Origin of the sequence: Pseudomonas sp. WS 5412, assembly GCF_012985615.1 — a bacterium.
Lineage (GTDB): Bacteria > Pseudomonadota > Gammaproteobacteria > Pseudomonadales > Pseudomonadaceae > Aquipseudomonas > Aquipseudomonas shahriarae.
The window spans coordinates 1-15,646 of record NZ_JAARMB010000026.1; the positions used below are offsets into that span (position 1 = coordinate 1).

At 62.5% G+C, this 15,646-nt stretch carries 19 protein-coding genes; 4 read left to right on the forward strand and 15 right to left on the reverse strand.

Annotation, left to right across the window (positions count from 1 at the left end; all coding sequences use genetic code 11):
* Positions 1-149: 149 nt before the first annotated feature.
* Genes HBR94_RS25120 through HBR94_RS25130 form a run of 3 tightly spaced genes read right to left on the reverse strand, consistent with a single transcriptional unit; the run spans position 150 to position 2,681 of the window.
* Positions 150-1,052, reverse strand: a complete 903-nt coding sequence (locus HBR94_RS25120) for a transporter substrate-binding domain-containing protein (protein ID WP_057960864.1) — start codon at positions 1,050-1,052, stop codon at positions 150-152.
* 24 nt (positions 1,053-1,076) lie between these two features.
* On the reverse strand, positions 1,077-1,430 hold the full coding sequence (locus tag HBR94_RS25125) for a RidA family protein (RefSeq protein WP_115129190.1): 354 nt from the start codon (positions 1,428-1,430) through the stop codon (positions 1,077-1,079).
* Positions 1,431-1,439: 9 nt separating this feature from the next.
* Positions 1,440-2,681 (reverse strand): D-amino acid dehydrogenase, encoded by a 1,242-nt coding sequence (locus HBR94_RS25130; protein WP_170045712.1) that lies wholly within the window; start codon positions 2,679-2,681, stop codon positions 1,440-1,442.
* A 106-nt stretch (positions 2,682-2,787) separates the two neighbouring features.
* On the opposite strand from HBR94_RS25130, the gene HBR94_RS25135 reads away from it, so the two are divergent.
* Positions 2,788-3,690, forward strand: coding sequence for a LysR substrate-binding domain-containing protein (locus HBR94_RS25135; protein WP_170045713.1), 903 nt, complete (start codon positions 2,788-2,790; stop codon positions 3,688-3,690).
* Positions 3,691-3,828: 138 nt separating this feature from the next.
* On the opposite strand, the gene HBR94_RS25140 is transcribed toward HBR94_RS25135, so the two are convergent.
* Positions 3,829-4,446 (reverse strand): hemolysin III family protein, encoded by a 618-nt coding sequence (locus tag HBR94_RS25140; protein ID WP_057960867.1) that lies wholly within the window; start codon positions 4,444-4,446, stop codon positions 3,829-3,831.
* Positions 4,447-4,610: 164 nt separating this feature from the next.
* On the opposite strand from HBR94_RS25140, the gene HBR94_RS25145 reads away from it, so the two are divergent.
* Positions 4,611-5,525: a LysR substrate-binding domain-containing protein gene (locus HBR94_RS25145; RefSeq protein WP_057440356.1), complete on the forward strand. Its 915-nt coding sequence runs from the start codon at positions 4,611-4,613 to the stop codon at positions 5,523-5,525.
* 133 nt (positions 5,526-5,658) lie between these two features.
* Here HBR94_RS25145 and madM read toward each other — a convergent pair whose 3' ends face one another.
* The 11 genes from madM to HBR94_RS25200 all read right to left on the reverse strand — a co-directional run bounded on the left by madM (position 5,659) and on the right by HBR94_RS25200 (position 14,001).
* Positions 5,659-6,423 (reverse strand): malonate transporter subunit MadM, encoded by a 765-nt coding sequence (madM, locus tag HBR94_RS25150; protein ID WP_115129192.1) that lies wholly within the window; start codon positions 6,421-6,423, stop codon positions 5,659-5,661.
* 5 nt (positions 6,424-6,428) lie between these two features.
* Positions 6,429-6,821, reverse strand: a complete 393-nt coding sequence (gene madL, locus HBR94_RS25155) for a malonate transporter subunit MadL (protein ID WP_057440357.1) — start codon at positions 6,819-6,821, stop codon at positions 6,429-6,431.
* A gap of 66 nt (positions 6,822-6,887) precedes the next feature.
* Complete coding sequence (gene mdcH, locus HBR94_RS25160) at positions 6,888-7,793, reverse strand: malonate decarboxylase subunit epsilon (protein WP_170045714.1); 906 nt, start codon at positions 7,791-7,793, stop codon at positions 6,888-6,890.
* Complete coding sequence (locus HBR94_RS25165) at positions 7,790-8,386, reverse strand: malonate decarboxylase holo-ACP synthase (RefSeq protein ID WP_170045715.1); 597 nt, start codon at positions 8,384-8,386, stop codon at positions 7,790-7,792. Before HBR94_RS25165 ends, mdcH begins: the two co-directional genes overlap by 4 nt.
* Positions 8,380-9,159, reverse strand: coding sequence for a biotin-independent malonate decarboxylase subunit gamma (gene mdcE / locus HBR94_RS25170; protein ID WP_120734280.1), 780 nt, complete (start codon positions 9,157-9,159; stop codon positions 8,380-8,382). The genes HBR94_RS25165 and mdcE overlap by 7 nt, the downstream gene beginning before the upstream one ends.
* The gene (locus tag HBR94_RS25175) at positions 9,156-9,998 is read right to left on the reverse strand and encodes a biotin-independent malonate decarboxylase subunit beta (protein WP_170045716.1); all 843 of its coding nucleotides are present in this window, start codon (positions 9,996-9,998) and stop codon (positions 9,156-9,158) included. The genes mdcE and HBR94_RS25175 overlap by 4 nt, the downstream gene beginning before the upstream one ends.
* The gene (locus tag HBR94_RS25180; protein WP_057960874.1) at positions 9,991-10,290 is read right to left on the reverse strand and encodes a malonate decarboxylase subunit delta; all 300 of its coding nucleotides are present in this window, start codon (positions 10,288-10,290) and stop codon (positions 9,991-9,993) included. The genes HBR94_RS25175 and HBR94_RS25180 overlap by 8 nt, the downstream gene beginning before the upstream one ends.
* The gene (locus HBR94_RS25185) at positions 10,290-11,147 is read right to left on the reverse strand and encodes a triphosphoribosyl-dephospho-CoA synthase (protein ID WP_057960875.1); all 858 of its coding nucleotides are present in this window, start codon (positions 11,145-11,147) and stop codon (positions 10,290-10,292) included. Before HBR94_RS25185 ends, HBR94_RS25180 begins: the two co-directional genes overlap by 1 nt.
* Positions 11,148-12,818, reverse strand: a complete 1,671-nt coding sequence (gene mdcA, locus HBR94_RS25190) for a malonate decarboxylase subunit alpha (RefSeq protein WP_170045717.1) — start codon at positions 12,816-12,818, stop codon at positions 11,148-11,150.
* A 99-nt stretch (positions 12,819-12,917) separates the two neighbouring features.
* The gene (locus HBR94_RS25195) at positions 12,918-13,565 is read right to left on the reverse strand and encodes a hypothetical protein (RefSeq protein ID WP_170045718.1); all 648 of its coding nucleotides are present in this window, start codon (positions 13,563-13,565) and stop codon (positions 12,918-12,920) included.
* 196 nt (positions 13,566-13,761) lie between these two features.
* Positions 13,762-14,001 (reverse strand): DUF6124 family protein, encoded by a 240-nt coding sequence (locus HBR94_RS25200; protein ID WP_057440603.1) that lies wholly within the window; start codon positions 13,999-14,001, stop codon positions 13,762-13,764.
* A gap of 579 nt (positions 14,002-14,580) precedes the next feature.
* Here HBR94_RS25200 and HBR94_RS25205 point away from each other — a divergent pair.
* Both HBR94_RS25205 and HBR94_RS25210 read left to right on the forward strand, forming a co-directional pair.
* Positions 14,581-15,045, forward strand: coding sequence for a mobile mystery protein A (locus HBR94_RS25205; RefSeq protein WP_057440363.1), 465 nt, complete (start codon positions 14,581-14,583; stop codon positions 15,043-15,045).
* Complete coding sequence (locus HBR94_RS25210) at positions 15,024-15,623, forward strand: mobile mystery protein B (RefSeq protein WP_162947776.1); 600 nt, start codon at positions 15,024-15,026, stop codon at positions 15,621-15,623. The genes HBR94_RS25205 and HBR94_RS25210 overlap by 22 nt, the downstream gene beginning before the upstream one ends.
* Positions 15,624-15,646: the final 23 nt, after the last annotated feature.

The following is a 15,646-nucleotide window of genomic DNA, read 5'->3' on the forward strand; positions in this document are numbered from 1 at the left end:
CATTCCTTATCGGCGCTTTGGTGAAGGGGTGGGGCGAAGTCTCCCACGGTCTGTACTGGCTAGAGTCAGATGCTGGCTTTTAGTCCCACCACCCCTACAAGTCTAACCATACAAGCTGGCTTGCCAGCTCCCACATCGGGATGGGTGGGTTACTCCACCGGATCGCTGACCGGCTTGGCAATAATCGCCTTCAGCTCGCTGGTCATGGGGAATTCCAGGTTCAAGCCCTTCGGCGGGATCGGCTGTTCAAACCAGCGCTGGTAGATCCCATTGATTTCCCCCGAGCTGTACAGCTCGCCCAGGGTCTCGTTGACCACCGCCAGAAACTGCGGGTCGTCCTTGCGCACCATGCAGCTGTAGATTTCCCGCGATTGCTCCTCGCCCACCACCACCCACTTGTGCGGGTCCTTGGCCTTGGCGCGCTCGCCGTAGAGCAACGCATCGTCCATATAAAACGCCACGGCCCGGCCCGATTGCAGCATCTGGAACGCCTCGCCGTGATCCTTGGCGCTGATCACCGACATATCCAGCTTGTGCTCGTGGTTGTAGCTCTTGAGGAAGCGCTCGTTGGTGGTGCCTGCAGTGGTCACCACGTTCTTGCCGCGCAGGTCGGCGAAGCGCTGGATACCGCTGTCCTTGGCAGTGAGCAACTGGCCCTTCACGTAGATAAAGCCATAGGAAAACGCCACCTGCTTCTGCCGCTCGGCCGTCACCCCGGTGGAGCCGCACTCCAGGTCAACGGTACCGTTGATCACCAACGGAATACGGGTCTGGGAGGTGACCAGGTTGTACTTCACGTTGAGCTGGGGCACGCCGGTCTTCTGTTGGATACGCTCGACAATCTTGCTCGCCAGGTCCACCGAATAGCCCATGGGCTTGCCGGTATGGTCGCCGACATAGGAAAACGGCACCGACGCATCGCGATAGCCCAGGGTGATGCTCTTGGCGTTCGCGACCTTGGCCAGGGTGCCCGTCAGCGGCGCTTCATTGGCCTGGGCCTGGGCAGTCAACAACAGCCCCAGCGCAGTGCCGATCAACGTGATTTTTTGCATTGTTATTCTCCGTTGGTTTTCTTGTTATGGGCGGCGCACAGCGATGACGCTGATTTCCACCAGCACACTCGGGCGTGCCAGCTCCGCCTGCAGGGTGGTGCGGGTCGGTGCCTGGCCGGGCGTGAGCCAGGCGGACCAGGCATCATTCATCGGCGCAAAGCCCTCCTGAATGTTTTTCAGGTAGATCGTCGCGTTGAGCAGATGATCCTTGTCGCTGCCGGCTTCGGCCAGCAGCGCATCAATTTTGGCCAGCACCTCTTGGGTCTGGGTGGCGACGTCCTGGCCCTCGCCCGGCACCTGGCCGGAGAGGAATACCAGGTCCTGGTAGGTCACGGCGCCCGACAGGCGACTATTACTGTTGATCCGGGTGATGGTCATTGCAGTGTCCTATGCGGCGCGGGGCGCGAGGCCCTGCATATCAATGGAAGGGGTATGCCGGCCGATCAGTTCGGCCAACAGCTGGCCGCTGCCACAGGCCAGGGTAAAACCCAGGGCGCCATGGCCAAGGTTGAGCCACAGGTTGCGGTACACACTAGCGCCAATCAGCGGCACGCCGCTGGGGGTGGCCGGGCGCATGCCGGCCCATTCGATGGCCTGGCTGTAATCGCCGGCCAAGGGGAACGTCTCACTGGCCTGGCGCTTGATCAGGGCCAGGCGCTTGGGCTCAAGGCCCGTATCAAAGCCGACGATGTCGACCATCGCCGCCACCCGCAGTTGCTCACCGATCCGCGCGTAGACGATCTTGCGGTCATAGTCGGTGATGCTGATTTTCGGTGCGGCGTGCTGCTCGCCAATCGGCACGCTCAGGCTGTAGCCCTTGAGCGGATACAGCGGCAACGCGATGCCCGGCAAGGCCAACTCGGGGCTGCGCACCCCCGCCGCCAGCACCAGGTGCTGCACCGGCATCACCTCGCCACCCAACTCAATCGCCTGCACCGTGCCGTTGGCATGGCGGATGCCCGTGACTTTGCGCCCCAGCACAAACCGGCAACGACCCGACGCGTCCAGGCGTGCCGCCAATTGCTGGCAGAAGCCATGACAATCCGCCACTTCTTCATTGGGTGTGTAGATGCCCCCGACAAAATCCGTGGCCCCCAGGGTCGGTTCCAGGCGCGTGCAATCGGCCGCCGACAGCACTTGCTGTTGCAGGCGATCGAGCACCTTATTGCGAGCGTGTTCAAACGTGTGGTGGCTGCGAAACGTCACCAGCTTGCCATTGCGTTTCCAGTCGAAACCGTCCAGCCCGTCTTCTTCGCGCCACTGCTGCAAGATGCCCTGGCTCAGGCTGGCCAGGCGCAACAAGTGGCCGGCATTGCGCTTGTTTACCGAAGCCCGGCAGGCGCCAAGGAACGAGGCCATCCAACGCCATTGCGCCGGGTCCAGGCGCGGGCGCAGCTTCAAGGGTGAATCACCGCGCAGCAGCCAGCCAATGGCTTGCAGCGGCACACCTTTGTCCGCCAGCGGCGCAACGTAGCGATAGGACAACTGGCCGCCATTGGCAAAGCTGGTCTCGCTGCCCAGGCTGTCGCGGGCCTCGACCACCGTCACGTCCATGCCGGCGCGCACCAGGGCATAGGCACTCGCCAGACCGATGACCCCACCGCCAATGATGCAAACCTGCTGAGCCATGTCGATTCCCAAGCGTTGTAATGAGCGTCCAAGGGTAGGGGCAGGTGACAGGCGCCGGACAATGAATAAAGATGGGCCACCTATAAACAAAGGTTATGGACTCGTCATGCGCTTGCGTCATATCGAAATCTTCCAGGCCATCCGCCAGACCGGCTCGGTCAGCGCCGCCGCGCAGTTGCTGCATGTCTCGCAACCGGCGGTGACCAAGGTGCTGCAACATGCCGAGCTGCAACTGGGCTTCCCGCTGTTCCTGCGCATCCGCGGCAAGCTGCAGCCCACCCCGGAAGCCCTGGCCCTGGAGCGCGAAGTCGATAAGGTCAGCGAAAGCCTGCAAGGCGTGCGGCGCCTGGCGCAGAACCTGCGGCGCGCACCCGGCCAAAGCCTGCGCATCGGCGCCACGCCAGCTCTGGCCTTGTCGCTGCTGCCGCCAGCGATTGGCGAATGGACCCAGCGCTACCCGGACATCGCCTGCGAACTGTCCAGCGCCCACAGCCGTGAGCTGGTGCAAAACCTGTTGATGCGCGAGATGGATGTGGCGCTGACCCTCAAGTCCCCGGACCATCCGGGGCTCAAGGCCCAGGCATTGGCCCACGGCGTGTTGGTGGCCCTGGCGCCACGGGGCTTCTGGCCGGCGTCGGAACTGGGCAAGCCCTTGCCCTTGATGGCCCTGGCGGGCGCGCCGTTGATTGGCCTGTCGAGTGCCGACCCACTGTCGGCGCGGCTCGACAGCTACCTGGAAGCGGTCGAGCCGCCGCCGCGCGTGAGAATCTCGGTGCAGACCTATTCCCTGGCCCGCGCCATGGTCGAATCCGGCGCCGGCCTGGCGGTGATCGACCCTTTCACCGCGCTGGGTGCATCCACCGACAGCACCTGCATCCGCCCCCTGGCCCCGCCGCTGCCCATCACCCTGTATGCCCTGACCCGCGCCGACGAACCGCCGCCGCATATGTTGGCGAGCCTGTTGGAGATCTTTGGCAGCCGTGCCCAGGAGCAGTTAGACCGTCTCTAAAACACCACAAAACCCATGTGGGACTGGGCTTTTGTGAGAGCTGGCTTGCCTGCGATGCAGGCGCCTCGGTTCATCAGTTAAACCGCAGTGATGCTATCGCAGGCAAGCCAGCTCCCACACAAGCCAGCGGCTACAGTTTCAGAGCACGTAGCGCATGATCGCCACAAAATGCAGCAGACTGCCGCCAATCACAAACAAGTGCCAGATCCCATGGGAATGCCTTAACCGGTGTTCCAGGGCAAAAAAGATAATCCCCACCGTGTACAACACCCCACCCGACGCCAGCCAGATAAACCCGTCCATGCCCAGCGCGGCAATCAACGGTTTGACCGCCACCAACACAATCCAGCCCATCACCGCATAAATCACAATCGACAATATGCGCGCCTCGGAACGCGGCTTGATCTCCTGCAGGATCCCGATCACCGCCAGCCCCCAGACAATCCCGAACAGCGTCCAGCCCCACGGCCCGTGCAGGGTCACCAGGCAAAACGGCGTGTAGCTGCCGGCGATCAGCAGGTAGATCGAAAAGTGGTCGACCTTCTGCATGATCGCTTTCTTGCGCCCGCGCACGCTGTGATACACCGTCGAGGCGCTGTACAGCACCAGCAGCGTAACCCCGTAGATCGCCACGCTGACGATCTTCCACGGGCTGCCGTCCATACTCGCCACCACCAACATCCACACCGCGCCAATAAAGGCTGCCACGGCGCCGAGCAAATGGCTCCAGGCGTTGAATCGTTCTCCGTGATACATGTGTCGCCGACCTCCAAAACTGCTGCGTCTACCCCATAAGGCTCAGGCCTGCCAGACGAGAGTGCAAGACCGTTATGACGACTGCGGTACAGATGGCGCTACATGGCTGGGAGCAGCGGGGTTTTGCGGGCACAATCGAACGCATTCGAATAAGAGTCATCGCCATGCTGATCGACGAAGAATTCACCCTCAAGAAACTGGAAATCTTCCTGGCCTTCATGCGCACCGGCAACCTGGCCCGCGCCGCCGCCGAGTTGCAGACCAGCAATGTCAGCGTGCACCGGGCCATCCACTCCCTGGAAAACGCCCTGCGTTGCCCGCTGTTCAAACACGAAGGGCGTAACCTCACCCCGCTGGAAAGCGCCTACGTCCTCGAAGAACGCGCACAGAAGCTGGTGCAAGAGGTGGTCGACAGCGTGCGCCTGACCCGCGAAGCCGCCGGTTTCTCTGCCGAACGCTTCAAGCTCGGCGCCTTGTATTCACTGACGGTCAAGACCGTGCCGCAACTGATCATGGGCCTGAAAATCAGGCGCAGCGAGCTGAATATCGACCTGATCCTGGGCTCCAACGTCGACCTGATGTACAAGCTCAAGAACATGGAAGTGGATGCGATCCTGATCTCCCTCGACGACCAGGCCGTCGAGCCGGACTGCGCGCAGATCCAGCTGTTTTCCGACGACATCTTCCTCGCCACCCCCGCCGACTCGCCCCTGGACCGCGAACAGGAAATCGACCTGGCCCAGGTGCGCGACGCCACCTTCATCACCCTGACCCAAGGCTTCGCCACCCACCAGGACGGTGCGCGGGTGTTCAAGCAGGCGGGCTTCGAGCCGAAGGTGGCGATGCAGGTCAACGACATCTTCACCCTGCTGAGCATGGTCAGCTCGGGCGTTGGCTATGCGCTGCTGCCGGGGAGGATTGCGGCGGTGTATGAGAACCGGGTCAAGCTGATCCCGTTGCAGCCACGCTACCGGTTGCAGCAGCACATTGGCGTGGTGTTCTTGAAGGCCAAGGAGCGTGATCCGAACTTGCTGGCGTTGTTGGCGGAGTGTCGGATGTATGCCAATCGGCAAATTTGAAACCGCCATCGCAGGCAAGTCGAATCGTCGCACCGCAGCTCCCACATTTGAATGTATTCACACATCAAAATGCGGGGGCGGCGGTGCGACTTGCCCGTGATGAGGCCCGATCATTCAATCGAAATGTTGTGCTCTACCCCACCAACCCCCGCATCAGCAAAAACAACAACGAAGGCCCCAACAAACACCCCAGCGCCGTATAAAACGCCGCCGTCAGGCAGCCATAAGGCACCAGCTTCGGATCAGTCGCCGCCAACCCGCCAGCCACACCGCTGGAGGTCCCCATCAACCCGCCAAAGATCACCGCACTGCGCGGGCTGTTCAGGCCGATCAGCGGCGCGACGAACGGGGTCATTACCATCACCAAAATGGCCTTGATCAACCCCGCCGCAATCGACAGTGCCATCACCTCGGAACTGGCGCCAATCGCCGCCCCGGTCACCGGCCCGACGATATAGGTCACAGCACCCGCGCCGATAGTGGTCAGGCTCACCGCATCGGTATAACCAAACGCCATGGCCACCCCGACGCCGGCGATAAATGACGAACCGACGCCGACAAACAACGCCAGCACCCCCACATACCCGGCGCGTTTGAGTTCATCGACGCTCACACCAAACGCGGTGGCGACGATGGCAAAGTCCCGCAGCATCGCCCCGCCCAGCAGGCCGATGCCCGACAGCAGCGGGATATCCACCACGCCCTTGGCCCCGCCGGTAAACGCACCGCCCACATAGGACAACACCAGCCCCAGCAGGATCGCGATGGCCGAGCCATGCAGGCGGCCTTTGGTGAAGTTGTCGCTGATCCAGTAGGACACCCACATGGTCAGGCCGATCACCGCAAAACCACTGATCAGGCCGTAGCCGGTGATGACTTTCATCAAGGATTCGTACATGGCGCTCACCCTGCCGACTTGGTGGGGACGACCGCATCCGGCTCACGGTTGCCGAGGCGTACCAGCACCGGCACCAGGGCAAATGCCACCACCACCGCGCTCGTACCGGCGAGAATCGCCATGGGGCCGCCACTGATCGCGCCATACACGTTTTGCTGGGCCGCCATGGCTACCACAATGGGAATGTACACCGCCGCCCAGAAGCTCACGCCCTGCTCGGATTTGCCGGTAAACAGGCCACGCTTGCCGAGGTAACTGCCCAGGCCGATCAGCAGCAACATCGCGATGCCCACCCCGCCGACGTTGGCCGGAATGCCCATCCATTTGCCCAACAGCTCGCCGACAAACAAGCCTGCAAGGGTACACAAGGCCAGAAACGCCACACCGTAAATAATCATGCTGGTAGTCCTCTTGATGCTTGATCGAAATTGTTGTTTTTGTGCTTCGAAAGCCAAGCTCACGCTTTATCGGTGGTGGCGGCCCTCCTGTTCCAGCAGGGCCTGCAAGGTGTCCAGGCGCGCGCCTTCGAAGGCGATCACGGTGCCTTGCTCAAACACACGCCGCGCCAGGCCAGTGAGGACTGCGCCCGGTGGCAGTTCGATCTGCAGGCGTACACCACGCTCATAGGCGCTTTGCACGGTGCCGCGCCAATCGACGATGCGGCACATGTTGAACGCCAGGTCGTCGCGCAACTGCGCGGGATCACGGATCGGCCGCGCCCGGGTACTGCTCAGGTAAGTGATGGCCGGCGCCTTGAGCGCAACCTTGGCGAATACCTCGGCGAGGGCCTCGGCCGGCTGCTCCAGCAGTGCGCAATGAGACGGCACGCTGACGGCCAGGCGCTTGGCCACGGCCTGGCCTTTGACACGATCCGCGACACGCTGCATGCCGGCATCGCTGCCGGCAATCACGCACTGGTTGTCGGCATTGATATTGGCCAGGTACACCGGGGCTTGCGTGCTGTGGACCTCGGCGAGCACGCTTTCGACGGTGGATAACTTCAGGCCGATCAGTGCGGTCATGCCATAGCCCTGTGGATAAGCGTGCTGCATCAGTTCACCGCGCAGGCTGACCAGCCGGAGCGCATCGGCAAACTCCAGGGCGCCCGCGATCACCGCCGCCGGATAGGCCCCGATGGACAGACCCGCCACGTAATCCGGGGTGCGTTGCAATTGCCGGGCATGGGCCACGCCGGCGATCAGCAGGCACAGTTGCACGGCGCGGGTGCTGGCCAGGGCGTGCGCCGAATCGAGCTGACGCACATCTTCGACCAACGCATCACTGGCCTCATCAAGGACGCTGGCGGGCAGTTGCTGGAGCATGCCCGGACGCTGGGCGCCCTGCCCCGGAAACACCAGGAGGCTGCTCATGCCACCGCCTGCCAAGGGTCGCTGACCAAGTGCGCACCGCTGGCGTTTTTCAGCAGCACACGCCGCGCTGGGCCGGCCCATTCGCGCAAGGCGACGGCGCCATAAGGGGTTTGCAATTGCAGGTCCACGGCACACGGCGCGGTGTCCAAAATCGCCAGCAGATCCTCGGCATCGCCACGATCAAGACGCTCGGGAGTGCGCAGCAGCAGATCCAGATCGCTCTGGGCATGCAGCGCTTCAATGCCCGTGGCCAACTCGAACCCCGCGCTGCCGGTCACGCCCCAAGCCTCATGCGCCAGCACCGGCCGCAGTTGATCAAGGGCGCGCAACGCTGGCAAATCACGGAGTGAGATCATTCCGCGCAGGGCCTCGGGCGTCACTCGCCGTTGCACAGCTGCCAGGGGCATCACGGCCGCAAAACGCTGCTCGCGCAAACGCCCACGCACACCCACCGCCACGTAGCCCGGATCGACCAGCGCCCGGCGTACCACCACTGGCTGCCCCGCCCCGATCACCGCCAGTACCCAGGCCGGTGCGTCAGCAGGCAGGTGCGCCGGGGTCATGCCCCAGAGCAAGTCGTGGGCGTTCACCATTGTTCCCGCAGCAGTTGGCGCACATGGCTGGACGCGGCACGGTTGGCGGCGCCCAGGCGCCCGCGCAAATCGCGCACGCCGCTGTTCTGCACATCCTTGATCGCCTGCACCAGGCAATCCCTGACCCGCGCCAGGTCGTCGACGGTCGGCTGTTCGATCTGGCTGACTGTGAGGGTTTCCCAGAGCAAGCCGAGGCTGGCATAGCTGTCGATGTCATAGGCCATGGGCGGCACGCTGGCGGCCAGGGCTTCCAGTTCTTCGACGCTGCGCAAAGTCACCCGCGCCGCCGAGGCCTTACCCATGGCGTGCACCATCACCCCAGGGTCCCGCAGGGCGATCAGGCGATTGGCCTGGTAGCCATGGGCGAGAAACGCCCCGGACATGGCCTTGCCCACCAGCAACCCGATCACCGGGTGCCCGGCCAGGCGCGCGCGGGCATAACTGTCTGCCGCCGCCGCCAGGGCTTGATGGATGCCCAGGGCTTCTTCGCGACGGCCATAGGCCTGGCTGGGCACGTCGACGATGGCAACAATCGGGCGTTGATCGCCGCTGGCGATGGCTTCATCCACCGCCTTGGCCAGGCCCCAGCCTTCCAGCAGACCGACTTCACCCTGGCGCGCCCGGGGGAAGCGGTTGGCAGCATCCGGCACCACCGCGATAAAGCGTACGGCATGCTCGCCGAGTACCCCATCGGCAACTTTCAACGACGCCGGCAAACCCGCCACTGGCGCTGCGCCGGCGCTCAATGCATTGAACCACTGCAAGCCTCTCATGGGCGTTCTCCCTGATACAGGTCGCGAACCGTCGCCGGCTCGATCTGCGGTTCGGTATCCAGTGCAGCCAGGCGCGCCAGGTAATAGTCCGCTTGGCGGCTGCGCGGCGCTGCCGGCAAACCTTGCTGCAACAGTTCACTGATCGGCTGGCGGATCTGCGCCACATCGTCCGCCACATAACGGTCGGTCAAGCCGCTGTTGAAGCGCTGCTCGCCGCCGGTCAGGCTCCAGATAAAGGGCCGGTCACGGGAGTCGTATTCTTCAAGGCCGGCTTCCTGTTCGATCACTTGTGGGCCGTTCAAGCCCAGGCGTGCTTCGCGGGTCACCAGCAAGTAACTGCACAGGCCAGCGGCAATGGACATGCCGCCAAAACAGCCCACGCTGCCGGCCACCACGCCGATCACCGGCTGGTACTGGCGCAGGTCGACAATCGCGGCGTGGATATCGGCAATCGCCGCCAGCCCGAGGTTGGCTTCCTGCAAGCGCACGCCGCCGGTTTCCAGCAGCAACACCGCCCGCGTGGGAATGCCGTTGCGGTTGTCCTCGGCGGCCAGTTCCAGGGCGCCGGCGATTTTCGCGCCGCCCACTTCACCCAGGCTGCCGCCCTGGAAGTTGCCTTCGATGGCCGCAATCACCAGCGGCAGGCCGTCGAGCGTGCCCTTGGCGATCACCACCCCATCGTCGGCCTGCGGCACCACGCCCTGGCGACTCAACCACGGCGACATCACGCGCTGGAACGGGTCGATCAGTTCACGGTAGCTGCCGGCATCCAGCAAGGCCTTGGCCCGCTGGCGGGCACCGAGCTCGACGAAGCTGTGCCTATTGAGTAAATCAGTCATGGCCCAGCTCCTCGAAACCTTGCTCCAGGCGCAAACGCACCACGCCGGGGGTGGCGCCAAAATCGTGGATCTGAATGTTCAAGGCCGGTGGGGTCTGTTCCTGGAAGATCCGCTGGAACAGGTGCTGCCAGCGTTGCTCGGCGCCGTTGACCGAGGTTTGCACCTGGATGCTCAAGGTGCCCGCCGTACCTGGTTCCAGCAACACTTCAAGGTCGCCGGAACCGACGCAACCCACCAGCGCGCGGCCTTTGGGCGGCTGCCCGGCGGGGAATTCAAAAGATAGGGTTTCCATCAAAACGCTCCGTCGCAAGACTCGATGCGGTCGATAAACAGGCACGCGGCCAACAGGTCGGCGGCGCCACCGGGGGAAGCATTCAGCGCCAGCAGTTGCTGGTCCAATTCATTGAGGCGACGCCGCCCCGCCAGGCTCGCGCTGCCGCCCGCATCCAACACGGCCTGGGCGCCTAGTTGCATGGCCTGCAGGCCGTCGGTGCCGGCGCGGTAGAGCACGCAGGTGTCGGCCAGTTGGGTCATGATCGCCAACAGTGCGTCGAGGCGCGCGTTCTGCTCGCCGTGGTGCTGCAGGCGGCTTGCGTGCAGTTGCGGCAGGCCGCGTTGCAGCACGGCGGGGAAGCCCAGTTGCGCTTCTTCGCGGGCGCCACGCACGCCATAGCGTTGCGCGACTTGCGCGCCATGGCTCAACGGTTGCGGTGCAAAACGGTCATTGAGCAGGGCCAGGCGCGCAGCCCGCAGGCTCAGGGCACTGGCGTGACGGGAGGTGGGGTCCAGCGCGGCAGCAGCCACCAGCAGACCGAGGGCCCAGATCGCGCCACGGTGGGTATTCACGCCCTGAGTGGTGGCGAGCATCGCCTGCTCGCCTTCGCGGCCGATCCGTCCGAGGGCTTCGCGTAGCGGCAGGCCAATCTCACCCAAGGCAATCGCCGCTTCGGCCATTTCCTTGAAGGCCGGCCACAAGGACAGCGCCGAGGCGTGCATCAAGCCCAGGTGCAAATCCTGATGGGCGCCATTGCCGCGCCGATCCACCAGCGCCGGTTTGGGCGACAGGTCCGCTTCGTCGATCAGCGCCTCGACCGCCAGGTCCGCCAGTTGCTCGGCCAGGGTCAGTGTGTGCAGTTTGAGTGCGTGCATTTACCAGCTCCTGAACTTGGCGGGCGGGTTGTACAGGCCACCGGACCAGTCCACCAGGTCGGCCACGCTTTTGGCCGCCAGCAGTTCGCGGGTGGCATCGGTGCGGCGGATGCCGAGGTCTTCGGGCAAGGCGATCAGGCCTTCGCGGCGCATGCGCGCGGTGTCCTTGGGGTTGTGGCGCAAGCCGATGGCAGTCACCCCGGCGACCGCCGCGATCATCGCCTGGCGCTCTTCCAGGGAGCGCGCCTTGTACAGGTAGGCGATGCCTTCTTCGGTGAGCAAGTGGGTCACGTCGTCGCCGTAAATCATGATCGGCGCCAGGGGCATGCCGCTTTTGCGCGCCACTTCCACCGCGTCGAGGGTGTCGACGAAGGTCGGTTTGCCGCCCTCCTGGAAGGTCTCGACCATTTGCACCACCAGTTTTTTGCCGCGTTCCAGCAAGGCTTCGGGTGCATCGTCGTGGCGCATGTCGAGCCAGGCCGGGGTGCCGTGGCGGCGCCCGCGCGGGTCATGGCCCATATTCGGCGCGCCACCAAACCCGGCGAGCCGGCCACGGGTCACCGTGGACGAATGACCGTCGCCATCCACCTGCAAGGTGGCGCCGATAAACAGGTCCACCGCGTATTGCCCCGCCAGTTGGCAGAACATCCGGTTGGAGCGCAACGAGCCGTCGCGACCGGTGAAGAACACATCCGGGCGCGCGGCGATGTAGTTTTCCATGCCCAGTTCGGTGCCGAAGCAATGCACGCTTTCGACCCAGCCACTTTCGATGGCGGGGATCAGCGTCGGGTGCGGGTTGAGGGTCCAGTTGCGGCAGATCTTGCCTTTAAGGCCCAGGGACTCGCCGTAGGTCGGCAGGATCAGTTCAATCGCGGCAGTGTTGAAACCAATGCCATGGTTCAGCGACTGCACATTGTGTTTTTCGTAGATGCCACGGATCGCCATCATCGCCATCAACACATGCACCGGCTTGATATGCCGGGGGTCGCGGGTGAACAGCGGTTCGATATAGAAGGGTTTGTCGGCCACCACCACGAAATCTACCCAACTGGCCGGTATGTCCACACGGGGCAAGTCGCTGACGTCGTCGACCAATTGGTTGACCTGCACGATGACGATGCCATCGCTGAAGGCCGCCGGCTCGATCAGCGCCGGGGTGTCTTCGGTACTGGGGCCGGTGTAGATATTGCCGGCGCGGTCGGCCATAAAGCCGGCGGACAGCACCACGTTGGGGATCAGGTCTACGACCAGTCGCGCATAGAGTTCGATGTAGGTGTGGATCGCGCCGACTTCCAGCAGGCCGTCTTCAAGGAGCTGGCTGATGCGCAGGGATTGGGTGCCGGCAAACGAGAAATCGAGTTTGCGTGCGATGCCCTTTTCAAACAGGTCCAGGTGCTCGGAACGCCCGACGCTGGGCATGATCATGTGCAAGTCATGGAGCACGGCCGGGTCGGCCTTGGCCAGGGAGCGCGAAAGAAAGTCAGCCTGCTTCTGGTTATTGCCTTCCAGCACCACCCGGTCGCCGGGCAGGATCAGGGCTTGCAGGGCCTCGACGATCCGGTCGCTGGGCAGCACCGCCCCATCGGCAAACGCCTGCACCAGCCCGAGCCGGCGCCGCTTCTCGTCGCGGCGCCGCGTCCAGCGCGAGTCGGGGGTTATTGTTGTTGTCATGATCGCTCCACGGGTTCGCTGTCGTGGGGCTCACCATAGGAGTGAATCGGAGGGGTATCAATCAAGCTCGGTGGTGGACTGTTACGGTTGGAGTAACGGTCAGGAGCGCCGCCATTCCATGCGCTGGCGCCACACGGTCCAGCCCATGGCAATGCCCGCTACGCCATGGAACCCCAGCACCGCCGCCAGGCTCCAGCTCACCAGCCCCCAAATGGCCTGCACGTACACGGGCAGCAGAAACAGCAACAGCCCAAACAACACGGCCACGCCCAGCTGTTCCCACTTCATCAACCGACGCAGATAGGAGACGATCGCACAGCCCGACGCTGCGCTCAGGAAAGCCAGCAACAGGCCCGACACGACATGCCCCGTTACCACAGGCCAACCGAAGAACCACAAGAGCAGGCAGAGCGCAGACAAGGCAAGTGAGCACATGAGGATAAACACGAACAGGTATTCAAAGATCCTCAGGCCCCAGCCGCGGACGAAGTTGCGGGTCTTTTGGAGCTCGGCCTTGCTCGGTCCTTTCGAGATAGCCACCGCCAGCAGGCCCGAGCCCAGGCCGCCCAGGGTCATGACTATAAAGTTGGTCACAACCCCTTTGATTTCTTTGCCGGTGGCGCTGAGCGTCAGCAGTTCCAGGTGCCCCAGAATCAACACCGCACCTACGGACGTGATCCCAAACCCTAAGAGCTTGCCGCGCCTGGTCGGGTGTTTCATCGTCACGCTGGCGGTGATCACCAGCACCACAAGCCACATTATGAAAGCGAAGGTAAATGGGTTGAGGTTATACAGCCGGGCAAATACGTCAAATAGCCACATTGTGTTGTTGCTTCCACCGAAAGACTCCTTGGGTTATCGGCGGGTTTACGTGGGGCTTTACCCGAGCAGGCATCAGTCCCAAAAAGGGAACGAACGGTCCCTTTCTGGGACTGATCAAGTTTTACGCAGCGGCCGCAGGCGATATTTGCTCCAGCGCACGCTCGACCAGCAGTTGGCCCAGTTCGGTCATTTGTTGGATGGCCAGGAGTACGCCGCGCTGGGCGCCGTTGAGCTCAAAGGCCAGGGCGTTGAGGGAGGCGAGGGTTTCGCTGGCGTTGACCAGCAGGGTTTCGGTGTTCTGGTGTGGGTTGACGGTGAAGATACTGGATGAGGTAGGTGGGTTGGGGGTGGGTTTGATCATGGTGAACATCTCCGATATGTGAAGGAGACTGACACCACTTGCTTGCACGCAAATCGGGTGGCAGCTGTGCGCAGGTGTGCAAGACCGGGCATATCGGCCCCCGGCAGACCCGAAGGTCTCCCACGCACAGCCGCCATAACAAACACAGCAGGCATAAAAAACGCCCGTTGAATGGCTATGGGCGTTGGTGCGCCGATATGTAACCGGACTTGCACGTCCGTGTCACCGTTTTTTGCGATGACCGACCAAGCCTAGGCGCGAAGGCGGCGAGCGACAAGTTCATGGGCGGCGCGAAAACGTGCGGGAAAAATCTGAAGGAATCATGCCGCACGATCATTCCTACAGGTTTTGGGGGTTGTTGCTCGGACATCGCCTCACTAGCCTTTTGTATCCGAACCCTCTTGCTCACACTAAAAATGAATGCCTATAGACATACAAAACATTCAATATTGACTGCCTATAAACATACATATAGCCTGAAAATGTATGCCTATAGGCATTCGATAATTAAGATCAACGATGCAAACACATCCGCAATTTCGCGGTGTGAACATCTGATAGGCAAATACGGGTGCCCCCATGACCTCCTCCTCACTCAACGAACTGCGCCTTGCCCAAGTAGAAAAGGCCCTGGAGCCGTTTGAAACACTAAGCGGTAAATCCACCCCGCCTGGAGGATGGCTGCGCTCGATCAGAGAATCATTGGGCCGATCGCTGAGGTCCCAGGCAGCCCTGCTTGGCGTTGCCTTTGCGACGTTGCAGCAGTCGGAGCAGGCCGAAGCCGATGATCGCATCACACTCGCCCAGTTGCGTAAGTTGGCGGCAGGTCTGGACTGTGAGCTTGTTTACGCTCTGGTGCCAAGAAAACCGCTGCGCGAGATGGTGCAGGCGCGCGCCGAGGTACTGGCCAGGCAAGAAGTGATGGGTGTCGCTCATACGATGGGCCTCGAAAACCAGCGCCCGTCAGATACGTTCGTCGAGCGTCAGGTGGCCGCTCGCCGTATGGAATTGCTCCGCGGCTCATGGGCTCGATTGTGGCGATAGTACTTGAGCTGAAACCCGGCCAAACACCCCTGGATCCCGACGAAGTAGCAGGGCTCAAGCCTAGGCACATCACCACCCAAGGCGAGCTGGATGAATGGGAAGCTGCAAACATCCTCAAGGCAATGCGTTGGCTGGGGCGACAAAACAAGCTTGATGTCTTGAATGAACATTTCTGCCGTCAACTCCACGTCAGAATGTTCAGTGATACATGGAAATGGGCTGGGACATTCAGGCACTCCGACAAAAATATCGGCTGCGACTGGACGAAGATTTCAGTCAACCTACGTCACCTTCTAGACAACACAACGTATTGGCTGGAACACGATGTATTCCCGTGCGAAGAGGTTGCTGTCCGCTTCCATCACCAACTGGTTTCACTGCACCCATTCCCCAATGGCAACGGTCGCCACGCGCGCTTGATGGCTGACTGCCTGCTCAGACAACAAGGGCTCGCACTTTTCTCCTGGGGAAGCGCTAACCTGATCGCCGCCAATGAAGTCCGTATGCGCTACATCCAGGCACTGCGCGCAGCCGATCTGAACGATTACGGCCTGCTTCAAGCTTTCGTGCGCAGCTAGCTGTGGGAGGTCTCCACACATTG